General features: G+C 49.8%; 24 protein-coding genes. 22 read left to right on the top strand and 2 right to left on the bottom strand.

Features of this window, described 5'->3' with window-relative positions:
* Positions 1–40: 40 nt before the first annotated feature.
* Positions 41–313 carry an FAD assembly factor SdhE gene (locus tag CWE22_RS03145; RefSeq protein WP_169929927.1) on the top strand — a complete coding sequence of 91 codons (273 nt, stop codon included), beginning with the start codon at positions 41–43 and terminating at the stop codon, positions 311–313.
* On the top strand, positions 314–622 hold the full coding sequence (locus CWE22_RS03140) for a hypothetical protein (protein ID WP_169929926.1): 309 nt from the start codon (positions 314–316) through the stop codon (positions 620–622).
* Here CWE22_RS03140 and nadB read toward each other — a convergent pair.
* Positions 578–2,191 carry an L-aspartate oxidase gene (nadB, locus tag CWE22_RS03135; RefSeq protein ID WP_169929925.1) on the bottom strand — a complete coding sequence of 538 codons (1,614 nt, stop codon included), beginning with the start codon at positions 2,189–2,191 and terminating at the stop codon, positions 578–580. The two genes, CWE22_RS03140 and nadB, sit on opposite strands and share 45 nt — an antisense overlap.
* 170 nt (positions 2,192–2,361) lie before the next feature.
* On the opposite strand from nadB, the gene rpoE reads away from it, so the two are divergent.
* The 16 genes from rpoE to CWE22_RS03055 all read left to right on the top strand — a co-directional run bounded on the left by rpoE (position 2,362) and on the right by CWE22_RS03055 (position 19,212).
* Positions 2,362–2,940, top strand: a complete 579-nt coding sequence (gene rpoE, locus CWE22_RS03130; protein ID WP_169929924.1) for an RNA polymerase sigma factor RpoE — start codon at positions 2,362–2,364, stop codon at positions 2,938–2,940.
* A 28-nt stretch (positions 2,941–2,968) separates the two neighbouring features.
* Entirely contained in the window at positions 2,969–3,586 is a 618-nt protein-coding gene (locus CWE22_RS03125) for a sigma-E factor negative regulatory protein (protein WP_169929923.1), read from the top strand.
* Entirely contained in the window at positions 3,564–4,661 is a 1,098-nt protein-coding gene (locus tag CWE22_RS03120) for a MucB/RseB C-terminal domain-containing protein (RefSeq protein ID WP_169929922.1), read from the top strand. The genes CWE22_RS03125 and CWE22_RS03120 overlap by 23 nt, the downstream gene beginning before the upstream one ends.
* A complete protein-coding gene (locus CWE22_RS03115) occupies positions 4,658–5,104 on the top strand; it encodes a SoxR reducing system RseC family protein (RefSeq protein ID WP_169929921.1) in 447 nt (148 codons plus the stop codon). The genes CWE22_RS03120 and CWE22_RS03115 overlap by 4 nt, the downstream gene beginning before the upstream one ends.
* A 128-nt stretch (positions 5,105–5,232) precedes the next feature.
* Entirely contained in the window at positions 5,233–7,044 is a 1,812-nt protein-coding gene (lepA, locus tag CWE22_RS03110) for a translation elongation factor 4 (protein WP_169929920.1), read from the top strand.
* Positions 7,045–7,047: 3 nt separating this feature from the next.
* Positions 7,048–7,977, top strand: a complete 930-nt coding sequence (gene lepB, locus CWE22_RS03105; RefSeq protein WP_169929919.1) for a signal peptidase I — start codon at positions 7,048–7,050, stop codon at positions 7,975–7,977.
* A gap of 2 nt (positions 7,978–7,979) precedes the next feature.
* Entirely contained in the window at positions 7,980–8,675 is a 696-nt protein-coding gene (rnc, locus tag CWE22_RS03100) for a ribonuclease III (RefSeq protein WP_169929918.1), read from the top strand.
* Positions 8,672–9,601 (top strand): GTPase Era, encoded by a 930-nt coding sequence (gene era, locus CWE22_RS03095; protein WP_211618598.1) that lies wholly within the window; start codon positions 8,672–8,674, stop codon positions 9,599–9,601. The genes rnc and era overlap by 4 nt, the downstream gene beginning before the upstream one ends.
* Positions 9,602–9,603: 2 nt before the next feature.
* The gene (gene recO / locus CWE22_RS03090) at positions 9,604–10,311 is read left to right on the top strand and encodes a DNA repair protein RecO (RefSeq protein ID WP_169929917.1); all 708 of its coding nucleotides are present in this window, start codon (positions 9,604–9,606) and stop codon (positions 10,309–10,311) included.
* Positions 10,301–11,065, top strand: coding sequence for a pyridoxine 5'-phosphate synthase (gene pdxJ / locus CWE22_RS03085; protein ID WP_169929916.1), 765 nt, complete (start codon positions 10,301–10,303; stop codon positions 11,063–11,065). The genes recO and pdxJ overlap by 11 nt, the downstream gene beginning before the upstream one ends.
* Positions 11,065–12,426 carry a 23S rRNA (uracil(1939)-C(5))-methyltransferase RlmD gene (gene rlmD / locus CWE22_RS03080; protein WP_169929915.1) on the top strand — a complete coding sequence of 454 codons (1,362 nt, stop codon included), beginning with the start codon at positions 11,065–11,067 and terminating at the stop codon, positions 12,424–12,426. Before pdxJ ends, rlmD begins: the two co-directional genes overlap by 1 nt.
* A gap of 2 nt (positions 12,427–12,428) precedes the next feature.
* Positions 12,429–14,627 carry a GTP diphosphokinase gene (gene relA / locus CWE22_RS03075; RefSeq protein ID WP_169929914.1) on the top strand — a complete coding sequence of 733 codons (2,199 nt, stop codon included), beginning with the start codon at positions 12,429–12,431 and terminating at the stop codon, positions 14,625–14,627.
* Positions 14,608–15,459, top strand: a complete 852-nt coding sequence (gene mazG, locus CWE22_RS03070) for a nucleoside triphosphate pyrophosphohydrolase (protein ID WP_244595940.1) — start codon at positions 14,608–14,610, stop codon at positions 15,457–15,459. Before relA ends, mazG begins: the two co-directional genes overlap by 20 nt.
* A 92-nt stretch (positions 15,460–15,551) precedes the next feature.
* Positions 15,552–17,189: a CTP synthase gene (locus tag CWE22_RS03065; RefSeq protein WP_169929913.1), complete on the top strand. Its 1,638-nt coding sequence runs from the start codon at positions 15,552–15,554 to the stop codon at positions 17,187–17,189.
* Between the two features lie 35 nt (positions 17,190–17,224).
* Positions 17,225–18,517: a phosphopyruvate hydratase gene (eno, locus tag CWE22_RS03060; protein WP_169929912.1), complete on the top strand. Its 1,293-nt coding sequence runs from the start codon at positions 17,225–17,227 to the stop codon at positions 18,515–18,517.
* 59 nt (positions 18,518–18,576) lie between these two features.
* Positions 18,577–19,212, top strand: coding sequence for a hypothetical protein (locus CWE22_RS03055; protein WP_169929911.1), 636 nt, complete (start codon positions 18,577–18,579; stop codon positions 19,210–19,212).
* 5 nt (positions 19,213–19,217) lie between these two features.
* Here CWE22_RS03055 and CWE22_RS03050 read toward each other — a convergent pair whose 3' ends face one another.
* Complete coding sequence (locus tag CWE22_RS03050; RefSeq protein WP_169929910.1) at positions 19,218–19,940, bottom strand: sulfite exporter TauE/SafE family protein; 723 nt, start codon at positions 19,938–19,940, stop codon at positions 19,218–19,220.
* Between the two features lie 65 nt (positions 19,941–20,005).
* Between CWE22_RS03050 and ftsB the strand changes: the two genes are divergently transcribed.
* The 4 genes from ftsB to CWE22_RS03030 are packed head-to-tail and all read left to right on the top strand — an operon-like array spanning position 20,006 to position 22,550.
* Positions 20,006–20,287 (top strand): cell division protein FtsB, encoded by a 282-nt coding sequence (gene ftsB / locus CWE22_RS03045; protein ID WP_169929909.1) that lies wholly within the window; start codon positions 20,006–20,008, stop codon positions 20,285–20,287.
* Position 20,288: 1 nt separating this feature from the next.
* Positions 20,289–20,990, top strand: coding sequence for a 2-C-methyl-D-erythritol 4-phosphate cytidylyltransferase (ispD, locus tag CWE22_RS03040; protein WP_169929908.1), 702 nt, complete (start codon positions 20,289–20,291; stop codon positions 20,988–20,990).
* Positions 20,987–21,478 (top strand): 2-C-methyl-D-erythritol 2,4-cyclodiphosphate synthase, encoded by a 492-nt coding sequence (gene ispF, locus CWE22_RS03035; protein WP_169931008.1) that lies wholly within the window; start codon positions 20,987–20,989, stop codon positions 21,476–21,478. Before ispD ends, ispF begins: the two co-directional genes overlap by 4 nt.
* Complete coding sequence (locus tag CWE22_RS03030; protein WP_169929907.1) at positions 21,468–22,550, top strand: tRNA pseudouridine(13) synthase TruD; 1,083 nt, start codon at positions 21,468–21,470, stop codon at positions 22,548–22,550. The genes ispF and CWE22_RS03030 overlap by 11 nt, the downstream gene beginning before the upstream one ends.
* Positions 22,551–22,556 lie beyond the last annotated feature (6 nt).

Genomic DNA, 22,556 nt, shown 5'->3' with positions numbered 1-22,556 from the left:
CATTATACAAGGGTTAAAACACGGGTTAAAAGGGATCCTCATGGAAAAGCTACAACAGAGTGCTGAATTATTGCGTGATAAGAACCGTATGCGCTGGGCTTGCCGTCGCGGGATGCTGGAGCTGGACGTGTTGTTTCGTCCCTTTGTTGACGAAGCCTACGATGATTTGCCGGCTGAGCAACAAGAGCAGTTCCGGCGACTTCTGACCTGCGATGATCCTGATTTATTTGCGTGGTTTATGGGGCATCAAGCCTGTCCAGATCCAGATCTAGCCGAAATGGTGCAGGTAATATTACGCCGCGTTAAAGTGTAAATGTCCGGTTCATACTGCTTATTTGCAAGTGCTCGCACGGCATGGCAACAGTCCGTGGTCTGGGGCGTGCAGTTGCAGCAGCGGGAATGGCTTGAATTGTCTGCTTCGGGGGGAAAACCACAACGATCATGGCAGGCAGAAAAGCACAGTTGGTGTATCGCCACTTGGGCTTTTGTGCGGCTGCACCGTAAGTCTGGCAGTCATCTCGAGAGCCGCTGGTTGTTCTTGAATCGCAGGGCTTTAGGCCGGCAACAATGGCACCGGCTAAGACGATTGCTGTTGTTGTGGCGTGAGGATCGTTGGACCTGAGTCTGCTGCTAACTCAGGGTAGTCAAGTATGTAATGGAGACCGCGACTCTCTTTGCGCTCCATGGCACTACGCACAATCAGTTCAGCGACCATCACTAAATTCCTCAGTTCGAGTAAATTGTTACTGACTCGAAAGTTACGATAGTACTCTTGGATTTCTTGTTGCAAGAGCTCAATTCGGCGTAGTGCGCGTTCCAGCCGTTTAGTCGTGCGTACAATACCTACGTAATCCCACATAAATAAACGCAATTCATGCCAGTTGTGTTGAATGATTACTTCCTCATCGGAATCACCGACTCGGCTCTCATCCCACGAGGGGAGGCGTTCGAGACGCTGGGCTGTCGCGAGTTTAGTTTTGATATCAGCAGCCGCGGCTTGTGCAAATACTAAACACTCCAGTAACGAGTTACTTGCCATTCGATTTGCGCCATGCAAGCCAGTGTATGCAACCTCACCAATGGCATACAAATTCGGTAAATCGGTTTGCGCGGTTAAATCGGTTTTGACCCCACCACAGGTATAGTGTGCAGCCGGAACAACGGGCATGGGTTGTTGCGTGATGTCTAAACCTAACCCGAGACATTTTTCGTAAATAGTAGGGAAGTGCGCACGTATGAAATCTGCGGGCTTGTGTGAGATATCTAAGTACATGCAATCCGCACCGAGCCGCTTCATTTCAAAGTCAATCGCGCGCGCCACTACATCCCGGGGAGCCAGTTCGGCTGCCTCATGAAATTCTGGCATAAAGCGCGATCCGTCTGGGCGTTTTAACAAGGCCCCCTCGCCACGGAGCGCTTCGGTCAGCAAAAATGTCTGCGCATTCGGATGGAACAAGCAGGTTGGATGGAATTGGTTAAATTCCATGTTGGCCACCCGACAACCTGCGCGCCAAGCCATTGCAATACCATCGCCACTGGCAACATCAGGATTACTGGTGTACTGATAAACTTTGCTGGCGCCACCGGTCGCTAAGGCAACAAATTTTGCTGCTACAGTCTCGACTCGCTCAGCCAGTCGGTTCCAGATGTAAGCACCATAACAACCGCGGGCAGCGCGAGTGTGCCGCTCGGTGATTAAATCTACGGCATTGTAGCGCTCGAGAACTTTAATGCGAGGATGCAATTTAACTTGTTCAACTAACGTTGTTTGCACGGCGCGCCCAGTTGCATCCGCAGCGTGTAATATGCGCCGATGACTGTGCCCACCTTCTTGATTTAAATGGTATTTTGCCTCGCCACTACTTGCGGTGACTTGGTCAAAACCAACCCCCATATCAATCAGCCATTGCAAACTCTCGCGGGCGTGGCGGGTGGTAAATTCAACCGCATCCATTTCACAAATACCGGCACCTGCAATGAGCGTATCCTCAATATGGCTTTCAATGCTATCATTCTCATCGAACACAGCGGCAATGCCGCCTTGCGCATAATATGTAGAGCCTTCGGTGAGAGGTCCCTTGGAAATGACGATGACGTCCGCTTCTGAGGCAAGTTGCAATGCTAAGGTGAGTCCGGCAGCACCGCTACCGATGATCAAAACATCACATTGAAAATCAGGGATTCGTTCCATAAAGTAGGGATATCTAAGGCGAAAATTCGCTGCGTGGCCTATTGAATAGAACCGATTTTACTCTTTTGCAGATTTTTTGCGAACTTTTTACCTGAGCGTCGGTCATAATTGACAATCACGCGACGGGCCTAAAATCTGAAGTAGCCAAGGGTTGAGGAGAACAGGCTCGGATGAGCGAACACGAAACCGACAAGGTATTGGTCGAGCGCGTACAACAAGGTGACCCGAGAGCTTTTGATCTGTTGGTCAAAAAGTACCAGCACAAAGTGATGAGTCTCATTTCACGGTATGTGAAGCAATCTGCTGATGTACCCGATGTAGCTCAAGAAACGTTTGTGAAAGCTTATCGAGCATTGGAAAACTTTCGGGGTGAAAGCGCATTTTACACGTGGTTGTATCGTATAGCGGTCAATACAGCGAAAAATTACTTAGTTGCGCAAGGGCGCAAACCACCTGCCAGTGACGTCGACGCAGGTGATGCGGAATATTATGAGGGCGGCGGTGCGTTAAAAGATTCCGCCTCGCCAGAAAATTTATTATTAACCGATGAAATTCGTGACGTAGTGATGCGAACCATCGATAACTTGCCAGAAGATTTGCGTCGAGCGATTACTTTGCGTGAATTAGATGGGTTAGGGTACGAAGAAATTGCGATTGAAATGGATTGTCCGATTGGTACGGTTCGTTCGCGGATATTTCGCGCTCGAGAAGCCATAGATCAGCAACTTCGTCCGTTATTAGAGCGCTAACAAAAACGACATGATTCAAGGAAACACTATGCCTAAATGCAGCAATGAACACGTATCAGCGCTATTAGATGATCATCTTGACGGTGAGAATCATAGCCAATTAGATGCGTTGTTAGCTGATTCAGAAGCGACAGCGACATGGCAACGCTATGCACTGATTGGTCATGTTGTGCGTGACACGGTACGAACAGGTCAGTCGTTAGATATTAGTAGCCAAGTTGCCGTAGCGATTGCCGCTGAAACGCCATCAAACGCAGTAATTAATCCGCAATTGGGTGCTGGCCACGCACAGAGTAAAGCTGCATTACGGTGGTTGAAGCCGTTGTCGAGTGTTGCTATTGCAGCGAGTGTTGCAGTGGTTGCTGTTCTAAGTATTCAACAACCGGTGTTGGATAACGGTGCCGTTACAGAATCGATGGAACCTGCGCTGGTGACCAATCCATTAGGTGGGCGTAATCCTGTCAGTTTTAATACCGTGGTTCCTGATAATGGTCCGTCAGCAGCAGAGGTCGCTCAGCAGCGACAACTATTGCAGGCTTATATGCTCGATCATCAGCGTCAATTGCAGTTATCATTGCAGGCGAAGCAACAAGATCGTAGCGAGTCAACCAGTGCTAGTGAGAGTGAAAAACCAACGAATGATTAATGTGGGTGCAACGGCCGCCGGTGTCGGGTTGATAGCGGCGGCCATGTTCTGTTTCCCAACCCCCCTCAACGCCCAAGCTGTAGTTCTTGCTACAGAGACAGACACTCCAGCACAACAGAGTAACGAAGCACTCACGCAGCCGACGCCTGAAGCGATGGCGACAATGGCTGTGGCCAATCCAGAGGCCATCGGTGTGCAGTGGTTTAATCGCATGAGCCAAGCACTCCGTCAATTAAACTTCGAAGCAACACTCGTGCATACCCAGGGCGACCGAATACAGCCGCTATTGTGGTTGCATGGCCGACATGCGGATGGGCTAGAGGTAGAACTTTTGGTCCAATTGAATGGTGCTGATGTCCGCATTCTGCGCCTCGGTGATACCACCTCGTACTATTTTCAACCGTCTGATAATTCTTATTCATTACAGAGTGACGTGACTTATGGTTTGTTACCTGCAGCCTTTTATCAGCGATTCTCGACGTTGAGTGACTTCTATCAAGTGATTGCTGGAACTGGCATGCGTGTAACCGGACGTAATACACAGTTTCTCCGCTTGGTCAGTCGAGACAACAGCCGCTATCATTATGGACTTTGGGTGGATAGAGAGACCGGTATGTTGCTGAAAATGCAGATGACCACGCCGCAAGGCGAAGTGCTCGAGCAAGTGCAATTGACATCGTTCCAAGTGCGCTCAGAACTACCCGTATCACTCGCCGATTTGCGCGGTGTGCAGCGTCCGCCACGCCTGTTTGAGTTACAACAAATGACCGACACCAGCTATGGCGTGATGGTGGATTGGTTGCCGGGAGGTTTTGAATTACAACGGAAAAATCACCGGCTATTGTTAGAAACCAATGTGCCTACGGATTATTTTTTGTATAGCGATGGGCTGACCGATGTTTCTATTTATGTGTCTCCAGTCAGTGATGTAAATTTGCCGAACTTGTCCATTCAGGGACCTGAATCGTTAGTGACTGCGCAACGGCAGAATTTTGCCATTACCGTCGTCGGCAAGTTGCCAGTTGAAACCTTAAACCGAATTGCCGACAGTATCCGCGTGGCTAATCCGTCATGATTCGCGAGCATGCCCATATTGTTGCTGTTGAAGCCAACTATCTGCTGGTAAGTACGCAACTGAAAACGGGTTGTGGCAGTTGTCAGCAACAAAATACTTGTGGTGCGGGAATTATTTCTAAAGCGTTCTCCGACCGCCGCGCCGAATTTCGTATTGCCAAACCTGAACAGGGTCAATTCCGTGCCGGAGAAATGGTCGAACTATTACTCCCAGAAACAGCGCTTACGAAATTATCGTTATTACTTTATGGCACACCGTTAACCGCGTTATTGGGCGTTGCTGTGCTAACGACATCAGCATTACAGTGGCCTGAAGGTGCGGTGATTTTGGCTTCTCTACTCGCGTTTGGACTGAGTTTTTGGAGCCTGAAACGCTGGCTAAAAAAGCATGATCTGCGGGTCAATCAATTATTGACCATACAGCCGCTGCAAACATCGGCATAAGATTGTGCTGTTTATGGGCATGATTTAGACGCAAATATCCCGAAATTCCTTTGTTCCTGGCGTCATAATCAGTATGATCGGCGCATTCTTCTATTTCTTGCAAATTAATCAGTTGTTGAGGTGCATTAATGCCCGCACAGGCGTTCAAGCAAACGAATATTCGTAACTTTTCTATCATCGCGCACATTGACCACGGTAAGTCGACTCTGTCTGACCGACTGATTCAACATTGTGGTGGTCTGACTGCGCGTGAAATGGCAGAACAGGTGTTGGACTCCATGGACTTGGAACGTGAGCGTGGAATCACGATCAAAGCCCAAAGTGTGACGTTGCATTACACGGCGAAAGACGGCGAAACCTATCAGTTAAATTTTATCGATACACCAGGACACGTTGACTTTTCCTATGAGGTGTCGCGGAGTTTGGCGGGTTGCGAGGGTGCGTTGTTGGTAGTTGATGCTGCACAAGGTGTCGAAGCACAAACCCTAGCGAATTGTTACACCGCGCTGGATATGGATCTGGAAGTGGTGCCGATTCTCAATAAAATCGATCTACCACAAGCCGATCCGATGCGCGTGGCAGAGGAAATTGAGGACATTGTTGGCATCGAAGCGATCGATGCGGTGCAGTGCTCCGCAAAAACCGGTATTGGCATTGATGATGTGTTGGAACGCATTGTTCGCCAAATACCGCCACCACAGGGTGATCCAGACGCCCCGGTGCAGGCACTGATTATTGATTCGTGGTTTGATAACTACCAGGGCGTGGTGTCATTGGTTCGCGTGAAAAATGGCACTTTGCGTGCCGGCGATAAGATGAAAGTCATGTCGACAGGGCAAGTGTACCAAATTGACAAAGTCGGATTCTTTTCGCCGAAAGCGACCGAGTCGGGCATTCTGCGCTGTGGCGAGGTTGGCTTCGTTATCGCGGGTATTAAAGAAATCTTGGGCGCGCCAGTAGGAGATACGCTAACACTGGCAAAGTCGCCGGCAGAACAACCTTTACCGGGTTTCAAGAAAGTAAAGCCACAGGTCTACGCGGGCATGTTCCCCATTTCGTCTGAAGATTATGAAAGCTTCCGTGATGCGCTCGGTAAGTTATCTTTGAACGATGCGTCGTTATTTTATGAGCCAGAGAATTCGTCAGCGTTAGGCTTCGGCTTCCGCTGTGGATTCTTGGGTATGTTGCACATGGAAATTATCCAAGAGCGACTGGAACGTGAATACGATATTGACCTCATTACCACGGCACCTACGGTTGTCTATAAAGTCGTACGCAAAGATGGCAAGGAGTTGATGGTTGATAATCCATCCAATCTGCCCCCCGTGAATGATATTGAAACCATCTATGAGCCGATTGTTGAGGCCAACATTCTGGTGCCCCAGGAGTATTTGGGCAACGTCATCACTTTGTGCGTAGATAAACGGGGTGTGCAGACAAAAATGCTCTACCACGGCAAACAAGTGGCTATTACTTACGAATTGCCGATGGCGGAAGTGGTCATGGACTTTTTTGACCGACTTAAATCAACGAGTCGCGGTTACGCGTCATTGGATTATCACTTTAAGCGGTTCCAAGAAGCGGACATGGTGCGTGTCGATATTCTGATCAACCAAGAGCGCGTCGATGCGCTGGCTATGATTACTCACCGTGATCACTCGCAAGGGCGCGGCCGTGAGTTGGTTGAGAAAATGCGCGAACTGATCCCACGACAAATGTTCGATATTGCGATTCAAGCGGTGATAGGAACGCATGTGATTGCTCGATCGACAGTCAAGCAATTGCGGAAAAACGTTATCGCGAAGTGTTATGGCGGCGATGTAAGCCGGAAGAAGAAACTGTTACAAAAACAAAAAGAAGGGAAGAAGCGGATGAAGCAACTCGGCAATGTCGAGGTGCCTCAAGAGGCGTTTCTTGCAGTGTTAAAAGTAGGGAAATAGCGCATGGCAAATATCTATTCTATCCTGCTGACGGTGGTGACCATCTTAGCAGGATTGATTTGGTGGTATGACGCGCGGGTCAACAAACCGCAACGACTAGCCAAGATCACAGCAGAAGAAGAACGTTTACAAGAAACACTGAGCGAAGACGCGCAACAGCGAATCGCACCACAAGGACGAGTGGCTGAGTTCTGTCAGTCTGTGTTTCCGATTTTATTTGTGATTCTCATTTTGCGCAGTTTCTTATATGAGCCTTTTCGAATTCCGTCGGCGTCAATGATGCCGACCATGCTGGATGGTGATTTTATCTTGGTGGAAAAGTTTGCCTACAGCCTGCGCGACCCGATTTGGCGACATGAATTGATTGAAATGGGGCAAGCTGAGCGTGGTGATATTGCGGTATTCAAATTTCCACCGCAACCTTCAGTGGATTTCATCAAACGCATTGTCGGCGTTCCGGGAGATCGGATTATTTATCGCAATAAGACCTTGTATCTCGAGCCTGCTTGCGTAAATAATCAACAAGAGTGCCCGCAAATTCAAGTGGTCGAAAAAAATATCGAGCCGCAGGAAGAGGTTTACTTCAACGGGTCTCGTCCGCTTGAACGTTATAGTGAACAGCTCGGTCATGTGAGCCATGATATTCTCGTTGATCCGAGCGTTTCACCGCGCGTGAGCTATTATTATCAGCAACAGGATAGAACGACGGCCGTCGATGAATGGGTGGTTCCTGACGGACACTATTTTGTGATGGGTGATAATCGCGATAACTCCGAGGACAGCCGCTATTGGGGCTTTGTTCCAGAAGAAAACTTAGTGGGCCGAGCCGTGTTTATTTGGATGAGTTTTGAGTTTGATCAGAGTTCGAATCGATTTTTGCCGAGCTGGATCCCTAGTGGCATTCGTTGGCATCGTTTAGGAACTGTGGAGTAATTTTGAGCATTCCGAAGCCTCCAGTAGAGCAGTTAGAACGTGTTTTCGGTTACCAATTTCAGAACCGTGAACGTTTGCAGCGCGCGCTGACCCATCGCAGTGCTTCTGCTACACATAATGAGCGCCTTGAGTTCCTTGGTGATGCGGTGCTGAGTATTATTATCAGTGAGGCATTGTTTGAGCGATTTCCACGCATCGACGAAGGTGATTTAAGTCGCATGCGTGCAACTTTGGTTTGCGGTCGTTCGCTTGCCAAAGTAGCGCAACGATTTGAACTCGGGAAATTTCTCGTGCTAGGCCCCGGTGAAATGAAGAGTGGTGGTAATCGGCGTGAGTCGATTTTAGCCGATGGTATCGAGGCACTCTTGGGCGCTATGTATTTGGAAAGTGACTTGCCAACTTGTCGCCCAGTAGTGTTGGGGTGGTTTGCCGATAAACTAGCGACTATCCAGCCAGGCGCGACACACAAAGACCCAAAAACGCGGCTACAAGAATACTTGCAGGGACGCCAACAACCGTTACCCGATTATCAAGTGGTGAGTACGCAAGGGCAGGCACACAACCAACAATTTACCGTTTCTTGTACAGTTGCAGGCATCGACAAGCCTGTTATGGGTACCGGAACCAGCCGGCGCAAAGCTGAACAAGCCGCCGCACAGCAAGTCCTCGAAAAATTGGACTTGGAGCTATCGAAATGAATATTGAAAACCTATTAGCTGAGATGTCAGATCCAAACCAAGAGTCGGCATTTGTTGCTATTGTCGGGCGTCCGAATGTCGGTAAATCGACCCTACTGAACCAACTATTGGGTCAAAAAATCAGTATCACCTCCAGTAAACCTCAAACCACGCGACACCGTATTTTGGGTATTGAAACTGAAGGATCGCGACAAATTGTCTATGTCGACACGCCAGGCCTGCATCAGGAAGAGAAGCGTGCCATGAACCGATTGATGAATCGCGCGGCAACCAGTTCCATCAGTGGCGTCGAAGTGATTCTATTTGTGGTTGAGGCAACCAAGTGGACTGCCGACGATGAATTGGTGCTAACTACCTTGAAGCGCACCCAGCGTCCCGTGATTTTGGTAGTGAACAAGATTGATTTGGCGAAAGACAAAGGCGCTTTGCTGCCACAATTACAGCAACTAGCGCAACGACATGACTTTGCAGAAATTATCCCTTTGTCTGCTGAAACGGGTGAACAAGTGGAGGCGTTGCGCACCATAGTGCACAAATATGCGAAGCCAGGCGCGCATCATTATCCTGAAGACTATGTTACCGACCGTTCGCTCCGTTTCATGACAGCAGAAATTATTCGGGAAAAACTGATGCGCTTTACCGGTGATGAACTGCCGTATAGCGCTACGGTTGAAATCGAGCAGTTCAAAACAGCTCCGAATGGCACCACGCATATTCACGCCCTGATTTTGGTGGAGCGAGAAGGCCAAAAACGTATGGTTATCGGCGCCGGTGGTAATAAATTAAAAACCATCGGTAGTGAAGCACGACGTGATCTAGAGCCGCTCATTGGCAGTAAAGTTCATTTACAGCTCTGGGTAAAGGTGAAGTCGGGTTGGGCGGATGATGAACGAGCGCTGCGCAGTCTCGGGTACGGTGAGGAATAACTGTGGAGGCGGCCTTTGTTTTACATCGGTGGCCGTATCAGGAAACGAGTCTCATCGTAGAGCTTTATAGCCGTACGCAAGGGCGCATGCGGGTTGTCGCGAAAGGCGCTAAACGCCCGAAAAGTCCATGGCGTAGTATTCTTCAACCGTTTGTGCCGATTACGATTGAGACACGCGGCCGTCATGACTTGCAAACATTGACGCATGCAGAGAGTTCGGCCGGAGCTTTGCAACTGGCGGGCCGGCAATTGTATAGCGGTTTTTATCTCAATGAGCTGCTACAGCGACTGACGATCCCTTATCAAGCAAACGATGCGTTATTCGATGACTATCAAGAATCGCTCGTGTTACTGCAAGACGTTGAACATGTAGAACCCTTGTTGCGGCGTTTCGAATGGCAGTTGTTACAGCATTCTGGGCACGCGTTTGATTGGCTTCATGATGCCGAATCAGGAGCGGCTATCGAGCCAATAAAGCGCTACGATTTTCGTGCAGAATTTGGGTTTGTTGAGTCATTGCAGGGCGCTTTTAATGGTGCCGATTTGCTGAAGATTCACGATTTTGAAGTGAGTGACGAGCGGTTATTAAGGCTTATGAAACAGATTATGCGAGCCGCTTTAAAGCCGTATTTGGGCAGTCAGCCACTGCGCTCTCGCTCGCTGTTTCAAGTGCAAACAAAAGCGGTCAAGGATACAACACATGATACCTGAACATTATCCCATTCTGTTGGGTGTGAATATTGACCATGTAGCGACAGTTCGCAATGCGCGGGGCGTGTCTTATCCCGATCCTGTTACTGCAGCTGCACTGGCAGAACAGGCGGGTGCGGATGGAATTACAATTCATTTGCGCGAGGATAGACGGCATATTCGTGACCGTGACGTTGAAATGCTCGCGGATACGTTGCAAACGCGGATGAATTTAGAAATGGCCGTGACGGATGAGATGTTAGCCATAGCCTGTCGCATCAAACCTGCGTATGTGTGTCTGGTTCCAGAAAAACGCGAGGAGCTGACGACAGAAGGTGGCTTAGATGTCGCCGGACAGCGCGACAAAATTAAAGCGGCAGTCGAGCAGTTAGCCGAAGCTGGTATTGAAACGTCACTGTTTATTGATGCCCAGCGCGAACAAATTGATGCAGCACTCGACTGTGGCGCGCCGATCATTGAAATTCACACCGGGCATTACGCCGAACAACAGTCTGAGAAAACGCAGCAACAGGCACTCGCGACCCTAATAGATGGTATTCAGTATGCGCATTCGGCAGGCTTACAGGTGAATGCCGGACACGGTTTGCATTATCACAACACGGCTCCGATTGCCGCGATTCCTGAATTAGTGGAGTTAAATATCGGTCACGCCATCATCGCTCGCGCCGTATTAGTTGGGCTCGACCGTGCGGTACGCGATATGAAAGCATTGATGGTATCCGCACGCCAACAGGCGCTCATGAAGCAGGGCTGATGGCACAGATTTATCGGCCAGCGAAACGCCGTCAAGCGCCCGCAAAAACGAGTGACCCCACCCCAGTGGTCGGCCTTGATCATCAAGGCCGCGGCGTGGTGCGCACATCGCAAGGCACCCGTTTCATCGATGGTGCACTCCCTGGCGATATGATTCGGTATCAAAATGACGGTAAGTATACTGCTCGTTTGATTCAAATCATGACGCCCGCTGAGCACAGGGTGGAACCACCCTGTTCATTCTATCAGCAATGTGGTGGCTGTGACTTGCAGCACCTTGAGCTCAGTCAGCAACGCATCCACAAGCAGCAAGTGGTTCATGAGCTACTGCAGAAGTTTGCCGGTACCGAACCTGAATCATGGCTACCACCGCACGGCGGCGACGCATTCGGCTACCGCCGTCGGAGTCGATTGGCGGTTCATTGGAATGCCAAGCGGCAAACGTTGAAGCTCGGTTTTCGAGCGAAACAAAGTAAAGAGATCGTCGCCATCAATGACTGCATGGTTCTGGAGCCGTTGTTGAATAAACTCCTGCGTCCCTTGCAGGCATTACTGCCGCAACTCACTCTGTTGCGCTGGCTCGGGCATGTTGAATTGTATGCTGCGTCAACGCCAGTGGTGTTATTGCGGCTGAGTGATTGGCAAGTGACCGCATTGAACGACGATGACCGCGCCTCGCTTGCGGCCTTTGCCAGCGCTCAGAGCGTTGCTATTTGGTTCCAGCTTGACACTGGCGAGTCAATCCCAGTTGTTGGAGAGCAGGCATTGCCACGCTATTTAACGGCAATTGAAACGGCTGCGAAACGGCAGCAGTTTGAACTTCCCTATACGCCAGGCGACTTTATTCAAGCCAATGCCGCCAGCAGTGAGTGGATGGTTCAACAAGCGCTCCGTTGGCTAGACCCGCAGCCAACAGACACGATTCTCGAGTTGTATGCTGGCACCGGTAATTTCAGTATCCCTATCGCCGCAACCGGTGCAAAACTTGTTGCTGTTGAAGGCGTGGGACGCATGGTTCAGCGCTTACAAGAGAATCTCAACCAAGCTCTAGGACAGGGCCACACTGGGACAGCCATTCAAGCCGACTTGAATCAGCCTGTGGTGACGCTACCGAATGAAGAGACACGCTATTCAAAGGCATTATTGGACCCAGCACGAAGTGGTGCTCAACACGCAGTGGCGTTACTCGCGAAGCTACAAATTCCTCGTATTATTTATGTTTCTTGTGCGCCCGATACGTTAGCACGCGATGCAGGGTACTTGCATGAGCAGGGGTATCGCATCAAGCTGGCACAAGTGGTTGACATGTTTCCGCAGACCCATCACATTGAGACTATCGTTTGGTTTGAACGGGAGTCATAACCGTGGTGTTGGTCAGAAGTACCCATGTCGATAAGCCGCAGCAACATGGGAATTGGTTAGCTGCTGTGCCTGCTAGTGCGCGCGCAGAAGCCATCAAAGCGCACTCGGAATGGCTCTCCTCGCACTGCAAAAATCGACCTGACTTGCTCTTAAAAGGGCAGGAGATGGTAGAAATACTAGGAACATTGAATCTTGATCATGATTCATTGGTAGCCGCCCTGTTCGAACCCGCTTTAGAAGCCGGTGTGATTCAATTAGAAGTGGTTGAACAACAAACCAGTGGTCCTATCATCCAATTGATTCAAGCCGTTCAGCAAATGCAGACCATCAGTGAACTGCAGCACTTCCAGCACGGCAAACCCAATACGGCGCAAATTGATAATGTGCGGCGCATGTTATTGGCTATGGTGGCCGATGTTCGAGCGGTACTAATAAAGCTTGCCGAGCGAGTCTGCTTCTTGCGCGAGGTGAAAAGTCTGGATGAAGAAACACGAGTCCTCGCTGCCAAGGAATGCCAAGAAATATACGCACCGCTCGCCAATCGCTTGGGGATTGGACAACTCAAGTGGGAGCTCGAAGATCTTTCCTTTCGCTATTTAAATCCAGAAACCTACAAGGCTATTGCTCAACAATTGCACGAACGCCGTGTCGACCGTGAAACGTACATTCAAGATTTTGTGCAACAAGTGCAAGCCCGACTTTTAGATGAGGGCGTTGAAGCCGACATTTATGGGCGTCCGAAACATATCTATTCGATCTGGCGAAAGATGCAGAAAAAGCATCTAGGGTTCGACCAGTTATACGATATACGGGCAGTCCGTATTATCACTCGCAGTCTTAAAGATTGTTATGCGGCACTGGGCGTTGTACACAGTTTATTTCGGCACATCGCATCCGAGTTTGATGATTATATTGCCACGCCCAAAGCGAACGGTTACCAGTCTATCCACACGGTAGTCGCGGGCCCGGCAGGGAAACACATTGAAATCCAAATTCGTACTCAGGCCATGCATGACGATGCTGAGCTCGGTGTTGCGGCGCACTGGCTCTATAAAGAAGGCTCAAGTGCGGGCAAAGGGCATGGGTTTGAAGAGAAGATAGCGTGGTTGCGTAAACTGCTGGCGTGGCAAGAAGATATGGCCGAGAATGATGAATTAGTGGCTGAAATTCGCTCGCAAGTTTTTGAAGACCGCGTTTATGTATTTACCCCTAAAGGTGAAGTCATCGATTTGCCAGCGGGTGCTACGCCGCTCGATTTTGCCTATTACATCCATTCGCAAGTGGGGAATCGTTGTATTGGTGCCAAGGTGGATGGTCGAATCGTACCTTTTACCTATCAACTCCAGAATGGCGAGAAAATTGAGATCCTGACTCAGAAGTCAGCTCAACCACGGCGTGATTGGTTAAATACGAGTTTGGGCTATTTGAACACCGCCAGAGCACGCAGTAAGGTGCAAACCTATTTCAAAAAGCTCGATCGTGACAAGAATATTGCCGCCGGCAAAGAGAGTCTGGAAGCTGAACTCGCCAAAATCAATGTCCCGGTGGGACATGCGGAACAGGTGTTGGAACGCTTCAACATGCAGCATCTCGATGACTTGCTAGCAGCTATTGGTGCCGGTGACGTTCGCTTGCATCAGGTGGTCAATCAGTTGCGTCCGCAGTCGTCAGCGAGTGCCTCGGCAGAGCGATTAGAGCGGCTCACCGCGCGTGCCAAACCCGCAGCGAAGTCCGGTAAGGCAGGCAAACAAAGCGATGTCACTGTGGAAGGCATTGGTAACCTGTTAGTACAGTTTGCGAAGTGCTGCCAACCTTTGCCTGGTGAACCCATTATGGGGTTTGTAACGCAAGGCCGTGGAGTCTCTGTGCATCGAGCCGATTGTGAACAATTGGAACATATTCTCGAACAACACCCAGAACGCGGCCTCGCGGTGCGTTGGAGCGCCCGTGAGAGTGGCAATTACCGCGTTGATTTAACGATCGATGCCAATGATCGAACCGGCTTGCTGCACGATATCACCAGTATCTTGGCACACGAAAAAGCAGCTGTTGTACAACTGGATTCGCAGTTGGATTCGTTGAGTCAACAAGCGCGAATTGCACTGGCACTCATTGTCGATTCGAACGAGGCATTGACACGTATTTTCGGCCGCTTACATCAGGTGAAAGGAGTACATCGCGTTGACCGAACAAAGCAATAAATCAAGTTCAGGAGAATTTCCTGGAGTGGCGGCGTTGGTGCGTGTGATGGAGCAGTTGCGTCATCCGGATACGGGCTGTCCATGGGATCTGGAACAGACTTTAACGAGTTTGATTCCTTATACCATTGAAGAAACCTATGAAGTCGCGCAGGCGCTGACTGATGGTCACTACCCTGAAATTAAAGATGAGCTTGGTGATTTGTTATTTCAGGTTGTGTTTTATACGCGCTTGACTGAAGAGTCAGGTCATTTTGATTTTGATGAAGTGGCCATGCAAACGGCCACGAAATTGATTCGCCGTCATCCACACGTATTCCATGCTGATGGAACCCCTCTGAGTGCTCACGAATCGCGCCCCAGTCAAGCTGAGATCAAAGCGCGGTGGGAAGCGATTAAACAAGAAGAACGCGCAGAAAAGCAGCAGTTGCAGCCGACAGAGTCGACTGTTTTTGCCGATATCCCCGAGCAACTACCGAGCTTGTTACGTGCACTGAAACTGCAGAAACGAGCCGCTAGTGTTGGTTTTGATTGGGATTCAACCGAACCAGTCGTTGCGAAGATTCGCGAAGAGTTGAACGAAGTCGAAGTCGAGCTTGCGAAACGTGATCAAGAGGCATTAGAAGGTGAAATCGGCGATCTCTTGTTTGCTGTGATTAATTTGGCTCGCCATGTTCAGGTTCATCCAGAGCAGGCATTGCGACGCACCAATCAAAAATTTCAGCAACGGTTTCAAGCCATTGAACGTGAACTTTCGGCTGCTGGTCAAGCACCGTCGGATTTGAATCTGACAGAATTAGAACGCTATTGGCAAAAAGTAAAACAAGATGAATAACGCAGTTTTGATTGTCGGATCGCAATGCCTCGGGTATACTATTTTCCCGTCTTAAAGCAATTCCCGAATCAACCTGACGACTTAGGTCTCACATGACAACTAACTATATTTTCGTCACCGGCGGAGTAGTATCCTCGCTGGGTAAAGGTATTGCTGCAGCTTCATTGGCGGCAATTCTCGAAGCACGTGGCCTTAAGGTTACGATCCTCAAACTCGACCCCTACATCAACGTCGATCCAGGGACCATGAGTCCCATTCAGCACGGTGAGGTTTTTGTCACCGAAGATGGTGCTGAAACCGACCTCGACCTGGGCCATTACGAACGCTTTATTCGCACGCGGATGTCGCGTAAGAATAATTTTACCGCTGGACGTGTCTACGAAGACATTATTCGTCGAGAACGCAAAGGCGAATTCCTCGGTGCAACGATTCAAGTTATTCCGCACATTACCAATGAAATTAAACGACGTATTGTTGACGGTGGCGACGGGTTTGACATCGCGATTGTCGAAATTGGCGGTACTGTGGGTGACATCGAGTCACAACCCTTCTTAGAAGCCATCCGTCAACTCGGCACTGAAGTCGGTCGTGATCGCACCCTGTTTATGCATTTGACGCTCGTGCCATTCCTCGGCGCCGCGGGCGAGGTGAAAACCAAGCCCACGCAACATTCCGTAAAAGAACTGCGTTCGATTGGTATTCAGCCGGACATTCTGATTTGTCGCTCTGACCGTGCATTGCCAGGGAATGAACGTTCAAAAATTGCGTTGTTTACCAACGTTGAAGAGCGTGCGGTCATTGGTCTGAAAGATGTCGATAGCATTTACAAAATTCCGGCGATCCTGAAATCACAAGGCCTCGACGAAATCGTGGTCAGTCGCTTCCGACTCGATCGCCCAGAGGCGAATTTGAGTGAGTGGGAACAGGTTCTCTATCAAGAATCGAACCCCAGCGGTGAAGTGACGGTCGGCTTCGTTGGCAAATATATTGAATTGCCAGATGCTTACAAATCCGTGAATGAGGCGTTAGCCCATGCCGGTTTAAAAAATCGTTTAACCGTGAATATTCGTTACATTGATGCGCAAGATCTGGAAACGAAAGGTCTGGCCAAACTAGCCGATGTTGACGCGATTCTAGTACCCGGTGGATTTGGTGAACGTGGAATTGAAGGAAAGATCCTAGCGGCACAGTACGCTCGTGAGCAAAAAATACCCTACTTAGGTATTTGCTTGGGTATGCAAGTGGCGTTGATCGAGTTCGCGCGCAACGTGGCTATGCTGCCCGGTGCGAACAGCTCTGAATTTAACCCGAAAACAGACCATCCTGTCGTTGGCTTGATCAACGAGTGGATGGATGAAAAGGGGCAAAAGGAGCTTCGCGATCAGAACTCTGATCTGGGCGGAACCATGCGCTTAGGCGCTCAACCGTGTCATCTTGAGCAGGGTACACGTGCTCATGAGCTTTATGGTGAAGATGAAATTCGTGAACGGCATCGCCATCGTTATGAGGTCAATGGTACGTATATCGAACGACTGGAGGCCGCAGGCTTAAAAATCTCCGGTTGGTCGTTCGATAAGCGACTAGTAGAGGTGATTGAAATTCCCGAGCACCCATGGTTTGTTGCGGCTCAATTTCATCCAGAGTTCACGTCGACGCCGCGTGATGGACATCCTTTATTCCGCGGCTTTATTGAGGCCGCTGGTGTGTATAAGAAGCAACGACGCGGCTAGAGCACGCGTCGTCGTCTAAGGAGTAAGTTAGAATTATGGCAACTATTCGTAGCATCAAAGCCCGTGAGATCATGGATTCACGCGGCAACCCGACCGTTGAGGCGGATGTTTATTTGAGTGACGGTCATTGGGGACGCGCTGCTGCGCCAAGTGGCGCCTCAACAGGTTCGCGTGAAGCATTAGAATTGCGTGATGGTGATCCAGCACGTTACCTCGGCAAAGGTGTCGAGACTGCGGTCGCAAACATTGTGGATCGAATTGCTCCAGCTTTGCAGGGCTTAGACGCAACTGATCAAGCCAAAATTGACGCGGTAATGATTGAATTGGATGGTACTGCCAATAAAGAAAACCTCGGCGCCAATGCTATTCTCGCTGTCTCTCTAGCTACCGCAAAAGCCGCTGCTGCGAGCAAAGGCATGGAATTGTTTGAGCACATTGCTGAATTGAACGGCACTGCGGGTCAATACAGCATGCCATTACCCATGATGAATATTTTGAACGGTGGTGAACACGCGGATAACAACGTTGATATCCAAGAGTTTATGATTCAACCAGTCGGCGCATCAAGTTTCCGTGAAGGGTTGCGGATGGGGGCCGAAATCTTCCATGCATTGAAAAAAGTGCTGCAAAAACGTGGTTTGAGCACAGCGGTGGGTGATGAAGGTGGTTTTGCGCCGAATCTCGCATCGAATGAGGAAGCTTTGGCCGTGATTGTAGAAGCCGTTGAGCAATCTGGTTATCGCATGGGTACGGATGTGACATTAGCGTTAGACTGCGCTGCGTCCGAATTCTATCGTGATGGTAAGTATCACTTAGCTGGTGAAGGCAAACACTTCACGGCTGCAGAATTTGCTGATTATCTCGGTGGCTTGTGCCAACGCTATCCAATTATTTCCATCGAAGATGGGTTGGATGAGAGTGATTGGGATGGTTGGAAGATTTTAACGGAACGTTTAGGTGCACAAGTGCAGTTGGTCGGTGACGACTTGTTCGTGACCAATACCGCGATACTGAAGCGTGGTATCGAGCAAGGCATCGGCAATTCAATTTTGATTAAATTTAATCAAATTGGTAGTCTCTCAGAAACTCTCGCAGCCATTCGCATGGCGCGTGATGCGGGCTTTACCGCTGTGATTTCCCATCGTAGTGGTGAGACTGAAGATGCAACTATTGCCGATTTAGCCGTTGGCACTGCAGCCGGACAAATTAAAACCGGATCGCTGTGTCGCTCAGACCGTGTGGCTAAGTACAATCAATTGTTGCGTATCGAGGAAAAGCTGCAAGGCGCAGCGCCTTATCGTGGTCGCTCAGAAGTGAATGCGAAATAACTCTGCGACAACGTCCGTAAGGCAGCTCAGTTAGAGCAACAAAGGTAACGAGACGGGCAATGAATCCGACCACAATGATGAGTCAAGGCGATATTTTTCAACCGCTGACCAAGCAGGGTGGTTTTGCTGAGCTATGCACAGCGCTCTATGAACGGGAATTGCTCGTTTTATCACAATTGAATGTTGCCTCTACGGTGAGTTTGCAGCGTCGCTTAAAAAGTGTCCCATACTATGTCCAACAAGCTGCTCGGGGTATGCTCGAGCAGTCGTTCCCATTGGAATTGGATCAGCAAAACGCCAGTTGGCAGGCACCGCAGAAAGCACGGTTAAACTTCACCGAAACCCAACGTAAAAAGTTACAAGCGTGGCTACTGAAAGGCGCTCGACTTGGCGTGGTTACGGTAGTTTATGACTTCAATCAAACCCTACAACGGGTTGTTTTAGATTCGATCGACCGCATTGATTTTGCCAAGCGGCGCGTGCATTTGAATCAATTTGGTTGGTTTGATTTTGATGGCAAATCGCTCGAAATTGATGATCAAGGCTATCAACACTGGCAATTGGCACGACCTGATAGCCAATCCCTGACGCCAGCCTTATGTGGGCATCAATGGAATCATAAAGGCAGAACCGAACCGCGTACCCTGAGTCTGCGTGAAGTCCTGCTTGCTACCACGTTAAAGTGGGACAAATAGTCGCTTTACCACTGCAGTAACACCAATAGACCCGCACCGATAACAACGCTTAAGGTTAAGTGACGAAACCACTTTTCGGGAAGCTGTAAGCTAACTTTGTGACCACACCAAGCGCCGAGCAGAGCACTTGCAACCAGCACCGTGACCCACGGCCACAGATCCACGGTATAGCGTCCTTGTAGCCCAAAAGAGAGGACGTTGGTCGTCGCTAGGGCAAGGAAAAATACGGTTAGGGTCGCCCGAAACGTTAATATAGCGAGCTGCTGATTGCTTAAAAACAACACGATGGGCGGCCCGCCCAGTGTTAACGCACCATTACTGAAACCAGCGAGAATACCAATCCAACTCTGATTCTTGGCTGTGGCTGGTAATTGAAAGCGCAGACCAGACCAGAGCAGAATACCCACGACAACAACAAATATAGCCATACCCCGTTGCAGCCAGTCCAATTGAATGTGGGCGAGTGCAAAGGTTCCAATTAAACTCCCACCAATACCGGAGATCACTAGGGGGCGCCAGTCGCGAATCGTTACGTAGCTGTGCAGTTTTAAATAGAGGAAGCCGGCGAGTAGTAAATTGACAATCGATAACGTCGGCGTGATGAGCGTCAGTGGCAGTAACAAAGACAGCAGCGGTACTGCGACCAAGCCAGAGCCAAATCCGGTGATTCCCTGCAATAGGGCACCGGCAAACATAATCATGGCTGCAAGCAAATAGTCTATAGGCATTCGGATAGTACTTGGGCTTCTGGTTTGGAGTGCGTATACTAACAGAAAACTCGAGCGGGAAACCGATGCGACTGTTGAAATTACTGTTTTTATGCATACTGATTGGCCTGCAATATCGGCTGTGGTTTGGCAAAAATAGTTTGCCAGATTACTGGCGTACACAGCAGGAAGTTTCTCGACAAGCCGAAACAAATCACCGCCTCGAACAGCGGAATCAGGTGTTGGCTGCCGAAATCGCCGATCTTCGCGAAGGTGAAGCAGCGCTCGAAGAACGAGCACGAAACGAGCTCGGACTGATAAAACGCCAAGAAACCTTCTTTCGCGTGGTACCAACAAAAACTCAATAGCATGACGAAACAACAATCGGTCGCAGCCGTGATCCCCGCGGCCGGAATTGGTCAGCGAATGCAAGCTGCCATCCCAAAACAATATCTTCATATCGGTGATGCTACTGTGCTTGAGCACAGTATCCGTGCGATGGCGCGTGATCCGCGCATCGGTGCTGTATTTGTTGCCACGGCTAGTGATGATAGGTGGTTTGCACAACTCGAGATAGATCTGACAATTCCAGTCGTTCGCGTTGAAGGGGGAGCAACACGCGCTCAATCTGTTGCCGCAGGTGTCACCGCAGCGCAACGCGCTGGCTATCGCTATGTGGCCGTTCACGACGCGGCACGTCCTTGTCTTGCTCGGAGTGAATTGGCAGCCGTGATCGAACATGGTCTCGAGCACAGTGCGGGCGCTCTCTTAGCCTTACCTGTGGCTGATACCATCAAGCGCGGAAGCGCTAGCGGTTATGCGCTAGAGACCGTGCCGCGAGACGGACTATGGCAAGCGTTAACACCACAAGTTTTCTCGATTTCCGTGCTCTTAGATGCATGGCGAATGATAGGTCTGGATGATCCGCTGTTAACGGATGAAGCTTCAGCGATTGAAGCTTTGGGGTTACAGCCACGATTAGTGATGGGACGACGAACCAATATTAAGATTACGCAGCCTGGTGACGAGGTCATCGCGGCAGCATTATTACCCGAGATATTACAGGAATAACTATGCGAATTGGGCACGGCTATGATGTTCATAAATTCGGTGGCACGAAACCATTATTACTGGGCGGTGTTGAGGTTCCGCATCATCAAGGACTGATCGCTCACTCCGACGGTGATGTGGTGTTGCATGCCGTTACTGATGCGTTACTCGGCGCCGTTGCGTTAGGTGATATCGGCCGTCACTTCCCGGATACCGATCCGCAATATGCCGGTGCAGACAGTGCTAAGTTACTCTCACATGCTTACGCACTCGTCCAAGAGCAAGGTTATCGATTGGGTAATGTGGATGTCACGATTGTTGCGCAAACACCGAAGATGGCTCCCCATATAGCCGCTATGTGCAGCCGCATTGCGACATTATTAAATGCACAGACACAGCAGGTCAACGTGAAAGCCACGACCACCGAGAAGCTTGGTTTCGTGGGTCGTGAAGAGGGTATTGCTTGCCACGTGGTTGTGTTATTGGAGTCGAAACCGAGTGGATTCTGAAGCGTTTAATCAGTGGTATCAGCAGTTAGCTTATTTGCACGGGAAACCGTCAGCGACAGCAACCTTTCGGCAAGAGCCCGAGCATTTTCAAGTCATCGAACAATTAACACCACCCAGCACGGAAGCCGAAGGTGAACATCAGTGGCTATGGGTGCGTAAGAAGGGCGCGAATACCGTATTCGTGGCGGAGCAACTCGCCGCTTTTGCAGGCGTTTCACCGCGCCAAGTCAGTTACGCGGGCTTGAAAGATCGTCACGCGGAAACTTGGCAATGGTTTTCGGTGCAACTGCCGGGGCAAGCACTGCTTGTTTGGGAAGCGCTACACCATGCTGAATTTGCCGTTGAGCGAGCGGTGCTGCAGCCGAAAAAATTACGACTAGGCTTTCATGACGGCAATCGTTTTCGGATTCGTCTGACCGATGTGCAGGATATGGAATCCGTGTTGGAACGCTGGAAGCTCGTTGTTGAGTCTGGTTTCCCGAATTATTTCGGAGAGCAGCGTTTTGGTCGTGATGGTGCCAATATTGCCAAGGCAAAACGCTGGTTTGAGGCTGGCCGAAAGTATAGAGTAAACCGTAACCAACAAAGCTTTCTGTTATCCAGCGTGCGGAGTCTACTGTTTAATCAAGTCACATCCGCGCGCGTGAGCGCACAGCGATTGCTGCCGGAAGTGGGCGATGTTTTGGGTTTGGCTGGGAACCGCTCAGTATTTCGAGTTGAGCAGGTTGACGCAGAATTATTAAGTCGATTCGCGGCGAGAGATGTGCATCTCACGGCGCCCTTAGCCGGTGATGAAAAGCTGCAGAACGATAGTGCGATTGCGCAGTTCGAGCAAACCTGCAGCGATGAGTTTTGGTTACAAGGTTTGCGTCAGCAACGGGTGGAGGCTGCACGCCGCCCCTTGCTCGCATTCCCGCGTGATGCGCAGCACCAACAGATTGATGCGAATACCATTGTATTAGAGTTTAGTTTGGATGCAGGAGTCTTTGCGACCAGCTTATTGCGCGAAATAGTGCAACTGAACAATGCCAAAGCAAATCTTGATGGTGCAGTAGAATTGAGCGACGATTAAAAAAGG

The organism is Pseudidiomarina aestuarii (assembly GCF_003987355.1).
Taxonomy (GTDB): Bacteria; Pseudomonadota; Gammaproteobacteria; order Enterobacterales; family Alteromonadaceae; genus Pseudidiomarina; species Pseudidiomarina aestuarii.
Note: the sequence above shows the minus strand (reverse complement) of the source record. Positions and strands in the feature narration are given on the sequence as shown.